Source organism: Bradyrhizobium barranii subsp. apii, assembly GCF_011516635.5.
GTDB lineage: Bacteria > Pseudomonadota > Alphaproteobacteria > Rhizobiales > Xanthobacteraceae > Bradyrhizobium > Bradyrhizobium barranii.
The window spans coordinates 4,332,712-4,351,646 of record NZ_CP096255.1 but is presented as its reverse complement, the minus strand read 5'-3'; the positions used below and the strand labels follow the sequence as shown (position 1 = coordinate 4,351,646).

The 18,935-nt window shown below is 60.7% G+C and carries 23 protein-coding genes and 1 pseudogene; 6 read left to right on the top strand and 18 right to left on the bottom strand.

Features of this window, described 5'->3' with window-relative positions; all coding sequences use genetic code 11:
- The first annotated feature begins 268 nt into the window (after positions 1-268).
- Positions 269-1,156, top strand: a complete 888-nt coding sequence (locus HAP41_RS20460; RefSeq protein ID WP_166097264.1) for a haloalkane dehalogenase — start codon at positions 269-271, stop codon at positions 1,154-1,156.
- Between the two features lie 25 nt (positions 1,157-1,181).
- Here the strand turns inward: HAP41_RS20460 and HAP41_RS20455 are convergent, their stop codons facing one another.
- Positions 1,182-1,940 (bottom strand): ThuA domain-containing protein, encoded by a 759-nt coding sequence (locus HAP41_RS20455; protein ID WP_224580787.1) that lies wholly within the window; start codon positions 1,938-1,940, stop codon positions 1,182-1,184.
- A gap of 278 nt (positions 1,941-2,218) precedes the next feature.
- On the opposite strand from HAP41_RS20455, the gene HAP41_RS20450 reads away from it, so the two are divergent.
- The gene (locus tag HAP41_RS20450) at positions 2,219-2,608 is read left to right on the top strand and encodes a DUF805 domain-containing protein (RefSeq protein WP_166097267.1); all 390 of its coding nucleotides are present in this window, start codon (positions 2,219-2,221) and stop codon (positions 2,606-2,608) included.
- 139 nt (positions 2,609-2,747) lie between these two features.
- On the opposite strand, the gene HAP41_RS20445 is transcribed toward HAP41_RS20450, so the two are convergent.
- Positions 2,748-3,557, bottom strand: coding sequence for a LytTR family DNA-binding domain-containing protein (locus HAP41_RS20445; protein WP_166097269.1), 810 nt, complete (start codon positions 3,555-3,557; stop codon positions 2,748-2,750).
- 120 nt (positions 3,558-3,677) lie between these two features.
- Between HAP41_RS20445 and HAP41_RS20440 the strand changes: the two genes are divergently transcribed.
- The 3 genes from HAP41_RS20440 (at position 3,678) to HAP41_RS20430 (ending at position 5,777) form a co-directional block, all read left to right on the top strand.
- Positions 3,678-4,649, top strand: coding sequence for an alpha/beta hydrolase family protein (locus HAP41_RS20440; RefSeq protein ID WP_166097273.1), 972 nt, complete (start codon positions 3,678-3,680; stop codon positions 4,647-4,649).
- A gap of 165 nt (positions 4,650-4,814) precedes the next feature.
- Positions 4,815-5,183, top strand: coding sequence for a hypothetical protein (locus HAP41_RS20435; RefSeq protein WP_166097275.1), 369 nt, complete (start codon positions 4,815-4,817; stop codon positions 5,181-5,183).
- A 27-nt stretch (positions 5,184-5,210) separates the two neighbouring features.
- Positions 5,211-5,777, top strand: coding sequence for a hypothetical protein (locus HAP41_RS20430; RefSeq protein ID WP_166097278.1), 567 nt, complete (start codon positions 5,211-5,213; stop codon positions 5,775-5,777).
- 403 nt (positions 5,778-6,180) lie between these two features.
- On the opposite strand, the gene HAP41_RS20425 is transcribed toward HAP41_RS20430, so the two are convergent.
- From HAP41_RS20425 to HAP41_RS20350, 16 genes and pseudogenes are all read right to left on the bottom strand, one after another.
- On the bottom strand, positions 6,181-6,657 hold the full coding sequence (locus HAP41_RS20425; RefSeq protein ID WP_224580788.1) for a hypothetical protein: 477 nt from the start codon (positions 6,655-6,657) through the stop codon (positions 6,181-6,183).
- 178 nt (positions 6,658-6,835) lie between these two features.
- Positions 6,836-7,876 carry an IS110 family RNA-guided transposase gene (locus HAP41_RS20420; protein ID WP_166097282.1) on the bottom strand — a complete coding sequence of 347 codons (1,041 nt, stop codon included), beginning with the start codon at positions 7,874-7,876 and terminating at the stop codon, positions 6,836-6,838.
- Between the two features lie 463 nt (positions 7,877-8,339).
- Positions 8,340-8,660, bottom strand: a complete 321-nt coding sequence (locus HAP41_RS20415; protein ID WP_224580789.1) for a hypothetical protein — start codon at positions 8,658-8,660, stop codon at positions 8,340-8,342.
- A gap of 317 nt (positions 8,661-8,977) precedes the next feature.
- Entirely contained in the window at positions 8,978-10,252 is a 1,275-nt protein-coding gene (locus HAP41_RS20410; RefSeq protein WP_166064748.1) for an IS256 family transposase, read from the bottom strand.
- A gap of 36 nt (positions 10,253-10,288) precedes the next feature.
- Positions 10,289-10,744: a glycosyltransferase family 2 protein gene (locus HAP41_RS20405; RefSeq protein WP_224580790.1), complete on the bottom strand. Its 456-nt coding sequence runs from the start codon at positions 10,742-10,744 to the stop codon at positions 10,289-10,291.
- A gap of 248 nt (positions 10,745-10,992) precedes the next feature.
- On the bottom strand, positions 10,993-11,193 hold the full coding sequence (locus HAP41_RS20400) for a DUF6494 family protein (protein ID WP_027548237.1): 201 nt from the start codon (positions 11,191-11,193) through the stop codon (positions 10,993-10,995).
- 234 nt (positions 11,194-11,427) lie between these two features.
- A pseudogene (locus tag HAP41_RS20395) lies at positions 11,428-11,870 on the bottom strand (tyrosine-type recombinase/integrase).
- Positions 11,871-12,189: 319 nt separating this feature from the next.
- On the bottom strand, positions 12,190-13,176 hold the full coding sequence (locus tag HAP41_RS20390; protein WP_166097291.1) for an alpha/beta hydrolase family protein: 987 nt from the start codon (positions 13,174-13,176) through the stop codon (positions 12,190-12,192).
- A 45-nt stretch (positions 13,177-13,221) separates the two neighbouring features.
- Complete coding sequence (locus tag HAP41_RS20385; RefSeq protein WP_224580791.1) at positions 13,222-14,121, bottom strand: GIN domain-containing protein; 900 nt, start codon at positions 14,119-14,121, stop codon at positions 13,222-13,224.
- Positions 14,122-14,166: 45 nt separating this feature from the next.
- A complete protein-coding gene (locus HAP41_RS20380) occupies positions 14,167-14,739 on the bottom strand; it encodes a DUF1700 domain-containing protein (protein WP_166097296.1) in 573 nt (190 codons plus the stop codon).
- Positions 14,740-15,063 (bottom strand): PadR family transcriptional regulator, encoded by a 324-nt coding sequence (locus tag HAP41_RS20375; RefSeq protein WP_044591834.1) that lies wholly within the window; start codon positions 15,061-15,063, stop codon positions 14,740-14,742.
- A gap of 391 nt (positions 15,064-15,454) precedes the next feature.
- Positions 15,455-15,784 (bottom strand): GcrA family cell cycle regulator, encoded by a 330-nt coding sequence (locus HAP41_RS20370; protein WP_085401706.1) that lies wholly within the window; start codon positions 15,782-15,784, stop codon positions 15,455-15,457.
- 82 nt (positions 15,785-15,866) lie between these two features.
- Positions 15,867-16,508 (bottom strand): glutathione S-transferase family protein, encoded by a 642-nt coding sequence (locus HAP41_RS20365; protein WP_166097303.1) that lies wholly within the window; start codon positions 16,506-16,508, stop codon positions 15,867-15,869.
- Between the two features lie 149 nt (positions 16,509-16,657).
- The gene (locus HAP41_RS20360) at positions 16,658-16,837 is read right to left on the bottom strand and encodes a hypothetical protein (protein ID WP_063984236.1); all 180 of its coding nucleotides are present in this window, start codon (positions 16,835-16,837) and stop codon (positions 16,658-16,660) included.
- A gap of 152 nt (positions 16,838-16,989) precedes the next feature.
- A complete protein-coding gene (locus tag HAP41_RS20355) occupies positions 16,990-17,295 on the bottom strand; it encodes a hypothetical protein (protein ID WP_071917568.1) in 306 nt (101 codons plus the stop codon).
- Positions 17,296-17,440: 145 nt separating this feature from the next.
- Positions 17,441-17,719: a dodecin family protein gene (locus tag HAP41_RS20350; protein ID WP_321576416.1), complete on the bottom strand. Its 279-nt coding sequence runs from the start codon at positions 17,717-17,719 to the stop codon at positions 17,441-17,443.
- 209 nt (positions 17,720-17,928) lie between these two features.
- On the opposite strand from HAP41_RS20350, the gene HAP41_RS20345 reads away from it, so the two are divergent.
- Complete coding sequence (locus HAP41_RS20345) at positions 17,929-18,321, top strand: cupin domain-containing protein (protein WP_166097305.1); 393 nt, start codon at positions 17,929-17,931, stop codon at positions 18,319-18,321.
- The last annotated feature ends 614 nt before the right edge of the window (positions 18,322-18,935 follow it).

The window sequence follows — 18,935 nt, the reverse complement described above, 5'->3', positions numbered from 1 at the left end:
ATCAGGGAACCGCTCCAGGAAAGCAGCTTAAACGTTGATCTGGGCAGTGGGCAAGCGCCGTCGAACTATCCGCTTAACGCGCGGCATATCAATGGCTTGATACCCAGCATCTGCTTGGGTGATCTTCTGAGCAAGATTAGCACAACAGCATCAATGGCGGGCAAGCGATTGATGCAAGGCCCTAGTAAGATCACTCTCGAGCCCAGCGGCGCGCTGTTGCGCAGGCTTCGCAGTCTCGCTGCGCCCACATGTAAACGGGAGAGCGAACATGATCTCTGCGGCATTTCCCTATAAGAAGGAGCGGCGGCGGGTCCTCGGCCGCGAGATGGCGTATGTGGAGGTGGGAAAGGGCGACCCCATCGTACTGCTGCACGGCAATCCCACTTCGTCGTATCTCTGGCGCAATGTGTTGCCGCACCTGAAGCCGCTGGGTCGCTGCATCGCCCCCGACCTGATCGGCATGGGCGATTCCGACAAGCTGCCTGACAGCGGTCCCAACTCGTATCGCTTCGTGGAGCACCGCCGCTATCTCGACGCCCTGCTCGAGTCCCTGGACGTGCGCGAACGGGTCACCCTCGTCATCCATGACTGGGGTTCGGCGCTCGGCTTCGACTGGGCCAACCGCCACCGCGAGGCCGTGAAGGGTATCGCGTACATGGAGGCGATCATGGGGCCGCAATACTGGGACCACTGGGACAAGTTCGAAATGCGTCACGCCTTGCAGGGGCTGCGTTCCGAGAAAGGCGAGGAAATGGTCTTGCGAGACAATTTCTTCATCGAGAAGATCCTGCCGGGAGCCATCCTTCGCAAGATGTCCGACGAGGATATGGCGGAGTACCGACGGCCCTTCGCCGAGCCCGGCGAGGGCCGGCGTCCGACGCTGACGTGGCCAAGGCAAATCCCCATCGAGGGCGAGCCCGCCGACGTGACTGCGATCGTGACCGCCTACGCTGACTGGCTTAAGACGAGCCATATACCCAAGTTGTTCCTGAGGGCGGAGCCCGGTGGGATCCTCGCCCATGGCCCGGTTCTCGATTTGGCCCGCAGCCTCCCGGCACAGACCGAGGTGACGATCTCGGGACTCCATTTTGTCCAGGAAGATTCGCCGGACGAGATCGGACGGGCCGTCGCCGGCTGGATGGAGGCGTTGGGCTGACCGCAAATGCGAAGTGCCGCGGCGTCTACCAAGGCGACCTTCGCATAGACCACAGGATAGCGTTCGTGAGAATTCGCTGGTAGCGGGCGTCCCGCCAAACTGACGGCTCGTGGCCTAACGCCGAATAAAATACTCGTCCCTCGCCATAGAATCGGGTCCAGGTGAGAGGCCAACCATAGAATCGTTGATGTACGCCGGTCTTGCCAAGGTCCACCGAGCTTGGGTCGAGGCGCAGGAGCACGCGTGAACCACGATAGTCGAAGTCGCCGATTTGGTAGATCTCGTCCTCGATTTGCAACGAATTCCCAAGAAAAGCCACCAGGGGATCGCCGGGATCAACCACCTCGATCTTCACGGCCTGATGCCAAGGATGACCATTAAAGTAGCCGCCGACCAGATCGAGATAGTCCGGCCAAGTGTAGAATGTGTCCGTCGCCGAATGAACGCCGAGGAACCCGCGGCCCGAGCGCACAAAGTTGAGAAAAGCTCTCTTTTGCGCGTCGCTCATCGGAAGTTCTCCTGACGTATAGAACATCACCGCTGCATAGCGCTCGAGGTTTTCGGTAGAAAATTCCGACGTGTCTTCCGTTGCAGTGACTTCAAAAACACCCGAATGGCTTCCGAGCTGGGTCAGGATAACCTTAGAAAGCGGTATGACATCATGCCGGTAGCCGGCGGAGTATGTGAAATAGAGGATGCGCTCTCGCGGACGCTCCGCATGCGCGCCGAGTGGTCGGATTGCCGCCGCGCCGCCGAGGAGCGCGATGAACTCACGTCGCCTCACAACCGCCTCCGCCAAAACCAACCATGTGTTGACGAAGCCTAGCACAGATCAGCCCAGCGCCGACCGGGGGGCATCGCCCTCTCGCGTCCTATGCGACGCTGCTGGCCTGATCCTATTGTGACCGTCGGCGATTGTCCGCCCGTGCGCACAATTTTAGGTTATCTATTCGGATAGTGTTGGGCTGAATAGCCTATGCTGCTTAAGCGTTGCACTACAGCTATCGGACAGGATGATCTCGGAGGCGCATGCATTCAGCTTTCATTTGGTATTTCTTATCCATGAAAGGCCGCATCGGTCCGCAGGAATTTCGATTGGGACTTTTGGGACTTGTGCTAGTCGACATGCTCGTCGTGCGCATCGCGAGGAAGCTCACTGATTCAGGACCCCAATACTATAGCGTCAACCCTCCGCTCGACTGGCCCATCGTCCCGGCTGTCCTCTTTATCTCGCTCTGGCCGCTTGCTGCAATCCTTGTGAAGCGACTACATGACTTCAACATCTCGGGTTGGTGGGCGCTCACAATCCTCGCAATTCCTCTCCTCGTCGACGCGCTCAGCATTCCGTATTGGCTTCCTTATCTTTTATTGGCGGCAATCCTGAGTGCATTTCCCGGACGGCCTGGCGACAATCGGTTCGGCTCGACCTCGCTACCGCGCACGCGCGTCTAGCGCGCCCCCAAAGCAGACCGGCCGGGCGTTCGAACGGTGGCGCGAAAGTCAGCCGCAATGTCCGCTGCTGGGCCCCCAACCGACGTTGCCACGCTGCTGCCGACCGCCAGCTTTTGACCCACAACGGACATGGCCTCCGTCATAGGGGCAATATTTCTGTTTCGGTGCTGCGGCCCCCCGTCGAGCTCTCGTTCGTCAACCAGCCCGCCTCCCGCACGATGGCGACGGCTGACCGGGCGACGGGGGCCGTCATTCCATTGACGAGCTGCAGTCGCAGATTGCGGCCCTCGGTAACGGCCCGCACAACCGCCTTCCTCGCGACCCACCAGGAGCGATGTACCTGCAGGCCATCGGCATTTTCGAGCGCCATCATTGCCTGGTTGAGCGTCGCCAGTACAAGGCGAGAGTTGCCGGCGGTATGGACGCGTACATAGTGGTCCTCCATCTGCAGGCAAAGCACCGCGGAAGGTGGCGCACCGAGTAGCCCGAAAGCGGTTGGCGGCGCTTCGCCGGCTTCCTTGGCCTGTTGCCGGCGATGTAACCGGGCCTGCATGAGAAGGGTGAAACCCAGCACAATCGGCAAGGCGGTGATCAGCCCCTGCAAGTACCAATCGAGTGGTCGCAAGATTTTCAGGAAAGGCCATATCGATACGGCGATCGACACGACCCAGATCTGGAATGGCGCGTTCAGGATGACGACGCCGAGGAGGATCGACATCCAGGTCATCGCCGGGTTCAGGCGGAGCCGCAGCACCACCCGGATGAGCGATCCGAAAAGGAGGATTCCGGGTAAGAAGCAGGCGAGTTGAAACACTACGCGCTGCCAGGTCGGTCCGTTCAGATAGCTACCAAACGGTCCGATCAGGCCGAAAAAGATGGCGCAGACGCTCGCGATCGCGAGGTCAACGGCCCAATCCCGCAGAAAGTCACTCCGGCGCGCTTCGCTCATAGGGCCATTATAGTGGCGGTTTGCCCGCCGGCGAACCCATTCGCCCGTTGGCGAACGAGTGCTGGCGCAGGCCTGTACCGTTTGCTGGATCCTTGGCGTCCCACTCGCCGAGAGGTTCCCATGCGCTACACGATTGCATATTTTTTCGCCGTACTCATCACAGTCACCACCGGCCAGGCCGACGCCGCGGTCGGGTTCCGGCATTTCAGCATCGACGATCCGCAAGGCCCACCTATCGAGGTGGGCGTCTGGTATCCGACCACGATGACCCCGAAGCTGGAGGCGGTCGAGACCGATCGACAGATGATCGCCCGCGACGCGCCGGTTGAGGGCACCGGTCTTCCGCTGGTGGTCATATCTCACGGTCACGGAGGCTCCTATGCTGGGCACCTCGACACCGCCACGGCCCTGGCCAATGCAGGGTTCGTCGTCGCCGCTCTTACGCATAATGGCGATAGCTGGCGCGACCAAAGCCGTCCTACCGCAATCTGGGAACGGCCACGGCAATTGAAGCTGCTCACGGATTACATGCTGGGCGCGTGGGGCGACCACGGGCGCCTCGATGCCAATCGCGTTGGCGCGTTCGGCTTCTCGGCTGGCGGCTTGACGGTGCTAGCGGCCGCCGGCGGCGAGCCGGACCTTCGGACCCTTCCGAGTCACTGCAAGGCGCATCCGGCCTTCGAAGACTGTCAGATCATGGCGGAGCACCCGTTGCTGCCGGATACCGATATCGTCTGGACCCACGATCCGCGAATCAAGGCGGTGGTCTCCGCCGCGCCCGCTCTCGGTTTTGCCTTCGGGACCAACGGTCTGGCGGCGGTGCTCCAGCCGGTACAGCTCTGGCGGGCCGAGGATGATCAAGTGCTACCACACCCCTATTATGCGGAAGCCGTTCGGCTCGCTTTGCCGACGCCACCCGAGACGCACGTCGTGGCTGACGCCGGGCACTACGACTTTTTGAAGCCGTGCTCTGCGGACCTGGCAACCCGCATGCCGGCAATCTGCACAAGCAAGCCGGGCTTCGACCGCGCTGCGTTTCATGAGCGCTTCGATCACGACATCGTCGCCTTCTTCAAGCGGACGCTGCAGTAGCAGGTTTTGAAGTGGGATGTCCGTTCTTGGCCGTTAGTTGACATTCCCGCGCTCAGAGCGAACGTCCCCTCGTGACCCGAAGCGGACATTACGGATATTGGTGGCTGTGGAAATAGACGTGACTCAATGCTCACCTCCTGAGTTGCAAGCGGAACGACGCAAAGCATGAAGAGCGGCACAGAGCCGCTGCACCCATGTGCCCCGTGCTTCATCCGAACAACAGGAGAATTGCATTTTTCACGGCGCATTCGGTCAGGACAGCTGACGGTGCGCGCTGCGTATTCCGGGCATGACGCTGACGTTCGCCGTGTTCCATGCTATTATGCTAATATTCCAGGTCGTTCGGTCGAGCCTTGTATTGAGGTCAAAACCGATGATTGGAGCCACCATCCCCACATACTTCGTCAGTCCAAGGCGAAGCATCAAGAAAGCATGATCACGTTGACGCTCGGCGCCGGCGTGCAAACTCGATTTGACAGGAGAAAGCATACGCAGGTCGATTTCAACTCGCGGCAGTTCACGGCGGAGACCTGAACCGCCGCTTGATCTAAGGAGGCACTCATGAACTCCATCAACGTGCGCATAGTCCCCACAGTCACCGCAGCGATGAGACTCACCAAGGCAACGGCTTTTGCTGCAGCGCTCGTCTCCTTTGCCCCCGCGGCTGTCGGGGGAGAGCCGATTGAAAAGAAGGGGACTACTCCTTATGTGACGCACTTTATTTTTCGGCCCTTGATGAGCATTGACACCGCCGAACTCGGCAAGGCCACAACGCTGGAGGCGGTCGGGACCACTCAAAACATGAAGGGAGAGAAGATGCTGGACAAGATGTCAGCACGCTGCGTGGCGCTGAACGTCGCGTCCGGAGACAAGAAATACATTGACGGCGCTTGCGTGCTCGCCGACAGCGACGGCGACAAGATTTTCTCGACCTTCGATACTCGAGACCTCGACAAGGCCCAGCCGAAGATGGATTGTGGAACGCATATCATCACCGGCGGCACCGGTAAGTATAAGGGCATCACCGGAAGCGAACCATTTGCGTGCATAGCTATGCCTGCGCTGGCTGGCTCTGGCGATTATTTTGCGATGGACATCCCGCACAACACGTCCTGGGAAATCAAATGATCCTGAACCCGATGTCGCCGTAAAGACGGTTGTTGAGGCGGCCATCAATCGCTGAACGAGAGCCCAGCCCACCACAGCTGGGTTCTTCTTCTGTTCGTAATTTGGGGCAGATGGTCCGCTTGTGGCCCCAAGCGGTCGACCCGGCATGTCCGCTAGATGTCCGCTCCTTGGGGGTGAGCAGACTTGATATGCTCAGCCCGAGTTCTTCCGCGTGTGCCCCGAAGGCGAAGTCGCCGCTGTCCGTTTGCATGTCCGTTAATGGGGAGCTGAGCCGACTCGTTGTGCTCGCGGCGAGTCTTTCCGTTGATGAGTGCGGCCCATCGCCTAGGTTGCGGTATCCAATACGTCGCTGAGCGAGGCGCCGATCATACGTCCGGCGGCAGTGGATAGCATTGTTGCCTGATCAGTCATTCGCGCCTACCTCCGTAAAAAGGAAGCCCGCGGGCGTCTTGGTAAAGACGAAGATGAGCTCGCCGCAGAAGACGAAGTAATTGTCATTGTTCTCCTGATTGCGATCGTAGACGGCCTTGCCGCGCTGGATACACGCGCGATTTTTCGCCGTGAACGAGGTCGGATAGGTCTTTGCGCGAAATTGCGCGGCGTCGCGAATTGCGCTGTCGTTCATGAACGGCAATCGTGTCATACCGGCGACGGCGGCGGAATCGTTTGTCCTCAGCGCCGCGCGAAACTTCTCGATGAAGCCATCGAATTCCTTCTGCAAGGCAGGAGAAGCGACGGCTTTCTTCGGCGCCTGGGCGACGGCTGGAGCAAGGTTCATATGTGGACGGCCCCCGACTTGCAAGAACGGCTCTGGCAGCATGCTCGGATCGCTTGCGCTCATATGTCCGGCCTGTTTTCGGGTCTTGCGACCACCGGCCAAGATGGGCTTCGCGGACAGTGAGATCCAAACACGAGAGCGGCATTTTCTGCCGGTAAACCGAGCGGAGCATTTCACTGACCGGCTTGCGCCGAACGTACCACCTCTTCCTGTCCTGCAAGTTCCGCCCTCGGCGTCAAACCTGCCGGTCTGGCCGCCAAGCTCTACGTTTCGTTCAAGGCTATGTTGGCATCGGCATAACGCTGCTTGCAGGTCGATACCGCTCACCACTGACCATCAGTTTCCAGGCAATCCGCGCCAGCTTGTTTGCCAACGCTATGGCCACGAGCTTCGGCGGCTTGCGTGCGATGATGTCTTTCAGCCAGGGCCAGGACCGAGTTTCCCGTCGGCGCATATCTGCGATCACGGCCGTCGCGCCAGCCACCAAAACGGTTCGCAACATGCCGTCGCCGGCGCGTGTAATCACGCCGAGCCTGTTCTTCCCGGCCGTCGAGTGATTCTTTGGGGTCAGGCCGAGCCAGGCGGCAAAGTTTCTTGCCGACTTGAACCCGCGAGCATCCACGACCTTGATTGAAAGCAGCGTCGCACCGATCGGACCAACGCCCGGGATAGCCGCCAGCCGTCGGCTCATCTCGTTACTCCGGTGGAGTTGCATAAGCTTCTTGTCGAGCGTGGCGATCTGGTCGTCGACGCGCGCCAGTTCTGCCGCCAAGGCGTCCACCAACTCCTTCGCCAAGTCGGGGACTGTTGCATCGGCCTTGATATCGATCAGCAATTGCGGAAGCCGCGAAAGTCCCTTAGGCGCGGTAAAGCCGAATTCAGCGGCGTAGCCGCGGATAGAATTGGCAAGTTGGGTCCGCCTGCCTATGAACTGGTTGCGCACACGCGCGAGCATCTGTGCGCCCTGCTGCTCGGGGCTCTTGATAGGCACAAAGTTCTTGCGCAGTTTCGGCCGGCTTGCCGCCTCGCAAATTGCCTCGGCGTCCGCAGCGTCGGATTTCCCGCGCTGCACGTACGGTTTGACATATTGCGGCGGAATCATCGCCACCTCGTGCCCGAGCGATTGCAGTTCCCGCGCCCAATAGTGCGATGCCCCGCAAGCCTCCAGCGCGACAAGTGCAGGCGGCAAACGACTGAAGAACTCCAAAACCTGCCCACGTCTCAACTTACGCCGTAGAATCGGCCGCTCCGTCTCGTCAACGCCATGCAGCTGAAACACACTCTTCGACGTATCCAGACCGATGCGAACAATCGTTTCCACGGGCGGCTCCTTCGTTTGAGGTCAGCGACGACCTCTTCTTGCCATGCAGTGTGGCGGAAGGGGGCCGTCCACCCCAACACGAGAGCGGTTACGAGCATAATTCTCAGCAAAACTCCCACGGGTCGGCTCCGTCCATCGTCCAATCAAGGTCTTCCGACCGATCCAAATCCGTGGTGTTCTGTTGCGTCAAGGACTTTCTGGCTCTCCGGCGCAGCGTTAACCCCGCCCAGGCGTGGACCAATAGCATTTGCCGGAGCATGCGCTGGCATGTTTTGCCGCGCTCGCTTATGGCCCTTAGCCGAAGGTCAATTGAGCGCGTGTCATGTCGGCTGTCAGGGGCAAACCGGACGCCGATACAGCTTGGCGCCCACTGCTGCTTTTGACCCATAGCGGACCTTGCCATTTCGAGCGGCGGTCAGTTAGCTGCGCTATCAGATCAGAGCGTTCCCGCAGAAAGGTTGAATTAAATTGCACCCGGCGCGCGCGCCCGAGCACGGATGATCTTGTTGAGAGCCATCAGGACCGAGGGGCGCAGGATTTGGATTGCGTCACGGATCGTTGCGCCGAGTGGCTGCCGGCCGATCCGTCCGCGTAGTCGAGCAACCCGCAACGCACGCACGACCGTTTCAGGATCGGGAAGTTCTCCTTTATCTTCCAAAAGGCTCCAAGTGAGGCGTTTGAGATCGACTGTCTCTTGGTCAATGTGACTGAACGACCCGTCTGCCGTGATGCAGGGGTGGTTGGTCATGTCGTAAAAGATAAGACCATCGTCTATCGCTACCATGTCACCATGGCAGGCCAGATCAATGAAGAACAGTTGGTCGCCCCCCCCCCCAACTTATCGACTTGTAGTTTCGCATCAGGCAGCCGGCTTTGACGACGTTGCTATTGACCAACAGCGTCGATGGGACAATTCCGAGCGACCGCGTTTTGCCCACCAAATAGAGATCAGTCAGGCACTGTTGGCCCGAATACACGTAAATCTCACCCCCTTGCCGGTACTTTATGCCTTTGTCTTGCACCAGATGGCTTGTGGAGGTGATGACGGGGATGTCCCGATCGCTGTTGAACTACGTCGGGTCGACGTTGCCGGAATGAATATTACGCAGCCCTCGTGACGTGGGCAACGGACTTGATTGTCATGCGATCGTGGTGAGCTTGAAGGGCCGCACGCAGAACCGACAATTGCTTATGCGCCTTCAATCGTCGGAAGCCCTTGTTGGCCTCGATCATACCGGCCGCGACCCATCGCAAGGCCATACCGGCATCCCGCCAGCGTTTAACGTTGCGCGTGACGCGGCGAATGGTGCCCATCATGTTCTCGGCGATATTGGTACAGGCGAGCGATCGGCGAAGCTCCTTCGGCAACTTCAACCGGACGACAGTCAGGATTTCGTCGAGGCCTTCGAGGATACTGGCCGCAACGCCGGGCCATTGCTGGTCGAGTCGACGCGCGAGATTGCGGATCAATTTTTCAGCCTTGTCGGCGTCATCGAGCTCCCAGGCCTGGCGCAGCACCCGGCGGGTGGCCGCATGATGCTCTTTCGGCAGGCGTTCCATGATGTTGCGCGCCTTGTGGATCTGGCAGCGCTGGATCGCAGCGGCCGAACCGAAGGTGCGGCGGATCGCCTTCGACAACGCCTTCGCGCCGTCGGCGATGAACAGTCTTGGCACCGTCGGGTCGAGCCCGCGCGAGACCAGGTTGTCCAGCAGGGCCTGAACCGTTGCTGCATTCTCGGTCGCCCCTTCCACCAGCGCCAGCGGATGCTTGTTGCCTTCGCCGTCAACCCCGATCGCGGCCACCAGCACGAGATCGTCGTCGAGATGCAGCCCGTCGATTTGGACCACCAGAAGGTCGAGCGCGGACAGATCGGCAGCCATGAAGTCGGCCAGCCGCGCCGCCGACAGAGCCACGAACCTCCGCGAGGCCGCCGACTTCGAAATCCCCGATCCGGGCGGTGCCGGCACGTCACCCTCGGGCAGCCGGACGGCGCGGCCGAACCGGCGCGTCGACACATTGATCAGCATCAGGTTCATCGCCCAGCGACCGAGCCAGTCCTCCTGCGCCGCCGTTTCCCAGCTCGGGATCGTGACCTCGCGGCCGTCCATGCCCCGGACCCGCGGGCGATCGACCTCGATCTTGCCGCCGTGGAAACCGATCCGCCCCCGCGTTCGGCCCCAACGGTGCGCCCGCCGCGCCGCATCACGACCGTGGCGCGGCCCGCAGGCCGCTGTCACATCCGCCTCCATCATCGTGCCGAGCGCCTCGATTCCTGCCGCAAGGCAGAACCGATCGAAGCTCGCTCGCACTTCCGCAAATGATTTCTCCACAGCCCCGGTCGCCGGCCAACCAGCCGGTGTGATATCTCTCGTCATGGCGTTGCTCTCCTTTGTGGAATCAGCACCCCGAGCCTACCGGCTCAAGGTGGGCAACGCCGACCTCTTCAGAAATTCAACAGAACCCGGGACATCCCCGGTGATGACTGCCGCGGCGGGGTAGGCCAACGCAAGTCTCGCGAAAGACGTAAGCGCCCCTTGCGCGAGCCAGTCGTCGTCATGCAACAATTTGATCCAGGGACCGCGACACGCAAGCATCGCATTGTTCGTGTTCTCGACCTGACCACGGCCTCTGCGGTTCTCGACGACTCGGATGCGCGGTTCTGTGCTGACATATTCGGACAAGAGGCGACAACTCTCGCCCACTAACCCTTCGTCGTCGCTGATCACCATTTCCCAATCGGAGAAGTCCTGCTGCAGCACGCTTTCGATCGCGCGTTGCAGCCCAAAAGGACGTCGAAAGGTTGGGATCGCGACCGAAATGAACGACCGGAGTTCCGCCTCGCTGCTCGACAGTTCTGCTGGAGACACAATCATCATCCCCTAGACGCAAGACCGCTCAACAATAACAGTTCTCGGCGAGCGGCAACATCCTAGATGTCCGGATGTGGCCCATCAGCGAAGTGGCAGCACGCCTCATTGAGGTCCGTTCAATGGGGCTTAGCGGACTTTCGCATTGAGTCTTTCGCGCTTTGACCCGAAGGCAACGTTCGGCCGGCGACCGCAATGATAGCCTTCGTGAGGATCAGGGCCACGACTTCCCACAGCCGGGACAATCGTCAGAGCGCGACTGTTTCCTCGACCACATGTTTCAGCGGCGTCCCCTCAGCGGACAGGGTCATTCGCAGTTTGAGCTTGCCACCCTTCACCTCCCCGCTACGCACTAGGTTCTCAATTTCACGCTGCGATGTAACTCCGACATGCTTCAGAAATTTACGGATAGCCATATTGAAGCGGTCTTCATCGAACTCGGCGGTCATGGCTGCTCTCCCTGACTGGGCAGGTAAAGTCTAACACGAGGCGAGCAATGACGAAACACCGAGGCCCCGCTCGCGTCGCCGCCGACTTCCTCCTCAACCTGATTGCCTGCAACCTCGGCCCGAAGCTGAAGACTACACCTGGAAGCGAAAGTCTCACTCAGTGGAGTGCTTCCGCTCGTGGCCCGAAGCAGCGGAGAGACGACGGGCAGAGCATGTACGCTCTGCCCGGGCACTTCAGACGTCAATCTGTTCCGCTATTGCCAGGGCGTCATCGACTTCGATGCCCAGATACCGGACGGTGCTTTCAATCTTGGTATGACCGAGCAGGAGTTGGACGGCTCTCAAGTTGCCCGTCCGCCTGTAGATCAGGGTTGCCTTTGTTCGACGCAGTGAGTGTGTCCCGAAGATGTGGGGGTCTAAGCCGACGCTGGCGATCCACCCAGCGAGCTGGGGGCGATATCACCGACCTTAAGCGCCACAACGTCGCAGCCGCGGAGCTTACTGTCGATGGCGAGATTGAACATAGCAAGGTCCCGAACGCGCCCCTCGACTTGAAGCTTCGTACGAATGGACCACACGTGCTTGGGCCGGAGTGGCGGCTTCGCTCCAACGATCTTCCCCTTATTCCAGGGGATGCGCTTCGAAACCACTTCGGTAACACTTGAGATGTCAGGCATGATGGCTTCCTCAGTTAGTGAGGTGCGCCATATTGGAGCCGGTAAACTCCTGAAAGAACGTCGGCTTTCAGATCGTTCGAGACGTGGTTCAGGCTCGATCCAACCGATCAGGTGGCGGTTTTGACCCCTTCCGGACATGCCACCAGGTCGGTTCTGGCAAATCGCGGCGTAGTGCCGGAGCATGCGGTTGGTGCGGAGAGCGAGCGGATGCTGAGTTTCAATGATCCGAGGTGGAGCGCCACACCACGATACGAAAGGATGGGGAGGTCCATTGCTACTGGCGCCTTGAGGCCGCGCATCTCAACGACCTCCCTTGGTCTTACTCCGCTGGCCGGACCAGCCATTTCCGGAAGAATGCGAGCACGTCGGCGTTGAACTCTGCATGGAACGCGCCCCGGTCGAAGCCGGGCGCATCCGCGCAGAGTTCGGGCCGCTCTTTGACCAGCGCCGGCGGACATAGGAAGAAGGCGAAATGTCCGGCGTTCGAAACCACGCGATATTCGTGTTGGGCCGGAAGGTTTGCGTCCACAGCCGCGACATCGTGGAGCAGCACGCCGTCCCCACCCCGTTCCGATGCCCAGAGTTGAACCGGCGCCTTGAGAGGCGCCAGGCTCTCCGCGGAAAAGAAGATGGCCAGGGGATCGGCAAGCACCGCGACCTTGATCCGCGGATCGTGCGTGAGCGGCTGCGACGGGTATGTCCTGCCGAGGATCTGTTGGCAGAACAGCAGCTGGCTTTGGCGACAATAGTTCGAGGCCGCTCCGGCCCAATCCGGATTGGCGCCGAGCAGCACAAGTCCGGTATAGCCACCGCGCGAGAAGCCGAAGAAGCCGATTCTGGCTTGATCGATTCTTGCGGCGAACGGCGACACCCCGATCATGAAGTCGATCAGGCGCTTGATGTCGGTGGGCCGCTCGACGAAGACCGAGAGGTCGCCGGAACGGCTTGGATCCTGCGCGGTATCGCCGGGGTGATTGACGGCTGCAACGACAAAGCCGTTGTCGGCGAGGGTTTCGGCGGTGTCGTGATTGCCGAGAAATGTGCCGCGCTGTCCATGGGAAGCGGCGATCAGCGGCAGATGGTCTCCTGCGAGCGGGCAGTCCTGCACCCCCGGCAGGATGACCCTTCCGATCTTCACCTCTCCCGGCGGTTCGGCGCAGGGATACCAGATCATGCCGTGGATCGCCGGACCATCGGCGTCGGCGGCAATATCGATCAATCGCAGGCCGGCGGCCTGCGCCAGCGTCGACGTGAGGCAGAAGGCGATGGCGGAAAGGAACCTGCAGACGTGGCTGGAAGCGTGCATCGACATCTCCTCCGTATTTCGCAGGGCTGCCTGATTGCAACGAGCCTACGGCACCTGCTTGATCTTTCCTGAACCTGACACGTGCGAACTGATCCGCGCCACGGCGCCATGCAGTTTCACGACGGCACTGCCGGAGACCGAGATATCGGCATCCTGGCGCGGCGCGAGATCGACGTCGGCGCTACCGTGGATTTGCGCGCTGGCTCGTTCGGTGATCAACTGGCCGAGGTCGGCGCGGCCGGAGCCTGCGGACTCGAGCGACACCTCGTGGGCCGCTCCGCTGGCGGTGACGACGCCGCTGCCGTGCATGGTGATGCGCAGCACGTCCTGTTTGATGTCGGCGAGCTTCAGATCCGCGCTGCCCTTCATGTTCACGCTGGTTTTTTGGGCGACGAGCCGGCCGAGGTCGGCGCGGCCGGAGCCTGCGGCATCGAGCGATACCTCCTTGGCCTCGCCGCTTGCTGTCACAGTGCCGCTGCCGTGCATGGTGATGCGCAGCACATCCTGCTTGATGTCGGACAGGTCGAGTTGGCTCGAGCCGTTCAATGTCCATGCCGTGACCGCCGGGCCGGCGAAGTGGACGACGAGATCGTTCGCCGGAAAACAGTCGACCAGGCGGTCCCACTCCACCGTGTCCCACTCCAGCGTGCCATCGCGCAGGCGCACATGGCTGATCAGGTCGGCGTCACCGCTGACGCTCGCCTGTGGCTTGGGTGAGGACTGGTAATGCACCTGCGCCGGAATTTTGATGTTGACGGCATCGCTGCCGAGCCATCCCATATCGATGGTGCGGCGCTCGCCTGAGCCGGTCTTTTTCGCCCATGGCAGCGTCGCGCAGCCCCGCAACGTGCCGGCCCAGGATCGGGAATCACCGTCGATCCAGTCCGTTGCCGAGATCAGAACCGTGAATATCGCGCACGCTGCCGCAATGCTCAGTGACACCACCGCGATCCCCGCAAGACGTCTGTTCATGACGCGCCTCCTACCTTCTTAAGCCAGGTCCGGTTCCGGCTTGAGCAGCCGGTAGTGCAGCCGGGCGTAATTCCCGAGCATCTTCACCACGCTGTTGAGCGCGAGCAGCAGCAGCGCGCCGCCCCCGACGCTGCCGGCGATCAGCCCGATGCCGGCGACCGCGCGCAGCAGCATCGCGGCGATTGAGGCGAAATGCCCGAGCTTGACGAGGCTCAGCAGCAACCCGATGCCGACGATGCCGAGCACGACGACGATGAGGCCCATCACCAGCATGATCAGCATCGCCGCGAACAGCAGCGGCAGCAGGAACAGAATGTCGACCGTTGCCAATCCGCCCAGCGCCAGCAGGGCGGCCCCAGAATTGCGCAGGCTGCGATGATTTTCCCAGTGGCGCAGCCCGGTTTCGGCGCGCAGTTCGCGCGCTAACCGCCGGGGATCGCCGAGCGCTGCAGCCACCTCGGCCTCGCTTCGCCCGGAGGCCTCGGCTTCGTCGAAATAGGACATGTAGTCGGCGAGGATATCGTCGATCTCCCGCGCCGGAAGTCCGGCGAGCCCATCATTGAGAATGGTCAAGAAGGCAACGCGGTTCATTCAGCGTTCTCCCAGCAACTGGTTGACGGCATCGGTGAACGTCCGCCACTCGCGCTTCTGCGCTGCGAAGGCAGCGCGGCCGGCCGGGGTCAGCCGATAGTATTTGCGCGGCGGGCCGCTGTTCGATTCGGCGAGGCGGGTTTCGACCAGTCGGTCATCCTGCATGCGCCGCATCAGGGGATAGATCGTTCCCTCTCCCATGCCGACGCCGGCCGCGAGTGCGCTGGCGATCTCGTAGGCATAGCTCTCGCCGCGCGCCAGCAGCGCCAGCACGCACAATTCGAGCGCGCCTTTCTTGAGCTGGACCTGGTTCTGTTCGGTCATGGCAGCCGCACGGTTGGCCTGGTTGGAAGACAATATATTACAAGGTACCTTTTATTGCAAGGTACGAGTTTATGAAAGGTAGTCCCTCGGAGATCGCGAGCGCAGCCAGAGCAATGACGTTTCCTTAGGCGGAGGGAAAAGAACAAAGCGGCCATCGTTTGAGGATGACAAGCGACAGCCTTCTTACGTCCGGAATTGGCCCGTTTGAGACCTGGCGAGGGGTACTAAAGATGTCCGCTCACTGGGGCTGACCGGAAGTCGTCTCGGGAAAACCAAACCGACGCGATTGCCCCGAAGCAGACCAAGGCTTGGGGAATGGTCACAACAAGCCGAGCCGTTCGAGCTGGATCAGGGCACGGACGCGGAGCGTAACGCCCGTCGTGGTTAACGCTTAGCCTGTGTTCCTGACCGCCTCAGCTAGAATGGCGTACAGCTGCTGCTTGCTGAATTCCTTGGGCTGCTGCCTCTCTGCGGTGCTCCGCGACACTTTCTTTTCTACTCGACGTACCAGGGCGGCCGACGACGCCGGCCTTGGCTTCGGGGGCGGCCTTATCTTGGGTCTTGCTGTTGGCGGCTTGTGGCCACGCTTCAAGCCCGAACGGGTTAGCATCCCGCAGACCGCGTTACGGCTACACCCGAGACGGCGCGCAATCTGTGCCGCGCTCTGTCCTGCGGCCCAGAGCCTTTTGAGCAGCGCTACGTCTTTCGCATCCCAGCCCATGAGAGATTATAGCGCGGACTGGCCGACGCTGGCTAGTCCAGGCCGCTCGTGGGAATCCCTTCTATGGATTCACGACTTGGCTCTACAACGCCGGTGATCGCTCCGCCCAAGCCTTGGTGGCTTGGCAGATTTCCATCGCCCGGGCGTAGGCGGGGCGTGCCGTCGTGCGGGCGAGATAGGCACGCTCGACTGAACCCGGGGTATAGTTGCTGGTTCGCAGACCAAGCAGGAGAGCGTAGCTCACTGAAATGTCAGCAGCAGTGAAGCGGTCTCCGGCGAGAAATGGACGATTTGCGAGACGCTGGATGACCAATCCCAGCCGGCTATGAAAGGTCTCCAGTGCCCAGATTGTGACCCGGGCGTTTCGCTCTGCTGCGGGGGCGAATGCGCGACCGACGATGACGGCGTTCATTGGTCCAGCGAGCCCGGCCTCTCCCAAATGGAGGAATTGCAGATAGGCGGCGAAAACCGGATCATCCGGAGCGACGGCGAGCGGGCTCGGGCCGTGGCGGGCGAGCAGGTATTCGAGGATCGCGATCGACTCGACCATGATCATCTCGCCGTCCTGCAGCGCCGGGATAAAGCCGGCGGGGTTGATCGCAAGAAAATCGGGATCATTCTCGACAGCGAACAGATCGACCGGGCGCAGCCGATAAGCCACCCCTAATTCCTCGAGCAGCCAAACGACGCGGAACCCACGACCTTCGCCATAGACAGTGAGCATACTTCAGCGTCCTTACGTTGGCTTAAGTGCCTTAATTCGCAAGAGCGAGATTTCCCCCTACTGCTATCGCTCTGACACGATATGCACAAGGTTCGTCGAATACTCGGCATCATGCAGCGCCGGTCCGCCCTACTTTATGGGTTCACGGCCTAATCTTCATCCGGCTCGCGTACGACCGCCGGTTCGTCGGCTTCATCCTCCTCTTCGTCGCCCTCTTCGTCCTCCTCGTCTTCATCAGGATCTCGGGGCGGCATCGCGGTGCCCATAGCTACGAGCGGCGTCCAGACGGTGGCTGTGATGAAAAATGCTTCGAAATCGTGTTGCCTCATGTTGTTACTCCTCGAAAAGCATGAGCAGTCGAATATTCCTGACCGACGACATCCGGATGTCCAGGGCGCGATCGCCCCTGCGCGACGGCGATCAGATCCACAGCAGTGGCAGGGGCCGGCACCCCACACAACTGGCGGCGTTTACGAGTACTTCATGCCGAGGACGCATCAGGTTCCATATTTACCAACACTTCGCCGGCAGTGATTTCGGGATCCCCAAGATCGAGGTCATGCAGACTTGCTTGAATAAACTCCATTATCCTGGCGTTCGCTGCATTCGCGCTTTCGCGGTCCTCGAATATCATCACGGCGACACCGACGCCGTCGCCCCCATCCAGCACGTAGTAAGATCTGAATCCGGGCGATTGCCTCAGGATCTGACCGACGCCGCTCTTGGCGCGACGAGCAGCGTCCGCAACCGAACGAACCTTGGTGTACTTGCGAATGACGATGTACATGAGGTCACCGCGCGTTACAGTTCCCGCCCCACGCATCAAAGCATACCGGGTCCCGGTTGGACCAGAGCGCTGCTTCCCGAACGGCCGCGCGCCTTTCTCCAGCGAGCCCAACCTCGCCCCGCAAGCGGGGGCGAGGTGCCGAGGCTCAGGACCCCTCGAACTTGAACGAGACGTTGAGCTTGGCGCGATAGGACTCGACGTTTCCCTTCTCATCCAGTTGCATATCGAGCTTGACGACCTCTGCAATGCGAAGATCCCGGAGAGTTTTTGCAGCTTGCCCGACCGCATTGGCGGCCGCCTTCTCCCATGAGTCACTGCTGGTACCGATCAGTTCAATGACCTTGTAGACGCTATCAGGCATATCGTCCTCCTGTTCGGTCTGAAGCAGGAAGCAGGTGCTCCCCGCCGTTGTGAAATCTAGCATCAGGATGTCGGCGCTGATACGACGCGATACGGTCTCGGACGCCGCCCGGGGGCCCGATAAGGACAAACCGCATTTGGCGGGGATGGCGGCTTTTGGCCCGAAGCGGGAAGTCGCCCGTAGCGGACCAACCCGTCAGAGCCGCGATCACCCTCGCCGCGGTCATGGTAGGGTGGTCTTGTTCTTGCTGGCGAGCCAAAAGGTGACAGCCGATGAAGTGTCTTCGGATATACGTAACCCCGGACGGTGAATCTCACTTCGGTGAGGTGGAAATCCCCATGACGGCAAAGCTGACCGTCGCTCCCGGTGCCAAGCCGTTTCAGGTGTCCCAGCGCTATCCCGCGTCAAGCATGGAGGTTACTCAAATTCCTGCCGGTATGCGACAGGTCGATTGGCACGCCGTTCCCGCGCGGGTATTGACTGTGAGACTGACCGGCGCGGTCGAATACGAGACGAGCGACGGCGAGGTGCGGCACGTCTCTGCGGGCGAGTTCGTGTTGGTGGAGGACACACACGGAAAGGGCCATCTGTCTCGTCATTCCCCAGACGAGCAAACCGTTCTTTGGATCAGGCTACCCAACGGCCTCGATTTGCCGTCCCCATAGTTCGCAGGGATCGCCTTCGCCCACGACGCCGAAAATCTGCAAATGGGCTCATCGCCGACAAGGCGGGCCGCGGCTGTTGTCAGCATCTGCCCCAAAGCGGACGTCAACCGTCGATGCCGGCAAACCCGCTCGGTGACCACGGTCGCTATGCCTCTGTTGGTGACGGCTGCAATCCTAAGGGCTCGCGTGGCGCTGAGCGGGAGGCGATGGCAAGACTCGGAATCGCGCCCCATCGTGTCGAATAGAGGCCGTGCCGAAACCGGCGTCGCTTGCGCCAAGATGTAGGATGGGTAGAGCTCTTGCGAAACCCATCGCCCCCGGCACGCCGATGCAGCGCCCGTGTCATTCTTTAGCTCGATGCCGTTGCGAGGATCAGGTTTGATGGGTTTCGCTTCGCTCTACCCATCCTACGAACTACGTCAGTGTCAGCACGCCTTAAAGGTGGGACGGCACCCCTGCCGCCATGAATAGCGGCCGTCACAACGGTTGCACTTCCATAGAAAGCCGTTGTTACACTTGATCCTGGTGATGCAGTAGTTCTTGTATGCTGCAGGCGATTGCGCTGAGGCAGAGGCGATACTGAGCGCAAGTGCTCCGACACTCATGGTCGCAAC

Coding starts and splice junctions, on each gene's coding strand:
- HAP41_RS20390 (WP_166097291.1), bottom strand. CDS start 13,176: ATGCACGCTTCCAGCCACGTCTGCAGGTTCCTTTCCGCCATCGCCTTC.
- HAP41_RS20460 (WP_166097264.1), top strand. CDS start 269: ATGATCTCTGCGGCATTTCCCTATAAGAAGGAGCGGCGGCGGGTCCTC.
- HAP41_RS20345 (WP_166097305.1), top strand. CDS start 17,929: ATGAAGTGTCTTCGGATATACGTAACCCCGGACGGTGAATCTCACTTC.
- HAP41_RS20370 (WP_085401706.1), bottom strand. CDS start 15,784: ATGGGCTGGGATGCGAAAGACGTAGCGCTGCTCAAAAGGCTCTGGGCC.
- HAP41_RS20430 (WP_166097278.1), top strand. CDS start 5,211: ATGAACTCCATCAACGTGCGCATAGTCCCCACAGTCACCGCAGCGATG.
- HAP41_RS20350 (WP_321576416.1), bottom strand. CDS start 17,719: ATGCTAGATTTCACAACGGCGGGGAGCACCTGCTTCCTGCTTCAGACC.
- HAP41_RS20380 (WP_166097296.1), bottom strand. CDS start 14,739: ATGAACCGCGTTGCCTTCTTGACCATTCTCAATGATGGGCTCGCCGGA.
- HAP41_RS20440 (WP_166097273.1), top strand. CDS start 3,678: ATGCGCTACACGATTGCATATTTTTTCGCCGTACTCATCACAGTCACC.
- HAP41_RS20415 (WP_224580789.1), bottom strand. CDS start 8,660: ATGGTAGCGATAGACGATGGTCTTATCTTTTACGACATGACCAACCAC.
- HAP41_RS20355 (WP_071917568.1), bottom strand. CDS start 17,295: ATGTACATCGTCATTCGCAAGTACACCAAGGTTCGTTCGGTTGCGGAC.
- HAP41_RS20450 (WP_166097267.1), top strand. CDS start 2,219: ATGAAAGGCCGCATCGGTCCGCAGGAATTTCGATTGGGACTTTTGGGA.
- HAP41_RS20410 (WP_166064748.1), bottom strand. CDS start 10,252: ATGACGAGAGATATCACACCGGCTGGTTGGCCGGCGACCGGGGCTGTG.
- HAP41_RS20365 (WP_166097303.1), bottom strand. CDS start 16,508: ATGCTCACTGTCTATGGCGAAGGTCGTGGGTTCCGCGTCGTTTGGCTG.
- HAP41_RS20360 (WP_063984236.1), bottom strand. CDS start 16,837: ATGAGGCAACACGATTTCGAAGCATTTTTCATCACAGCCACCGTCTGG.
- HAP41_RS20375 (WP_044591834.1), bottom strand. CDS start 15,063: ATGACCGAACAGAACCAGGTCCAGCTCAAGAAAGGCGCGCTCGAATTG.
- HAP41_RS20445 (WP_166097269.1), bottom strand. CDS start 3,557: ATGAGCGAAGCGCGCCGGAGTGACTTTCTGCGGGATTGGGCCGTTGAC.
- HAP41_RS20435 (WP_166097275.1), top strand. CDS start 4,815: ATGAAGAGCGGCACAGAGCCGCTGCACCCATGTGCCCCGTGCTTCATC.
- HAP41_RS20400 (WP_027548237.1), bottom strand. CDS start 11,193: ATGACCGCCGAGTTCGATGAAGACCGCTTCAATATGGCTATCCGTAAA.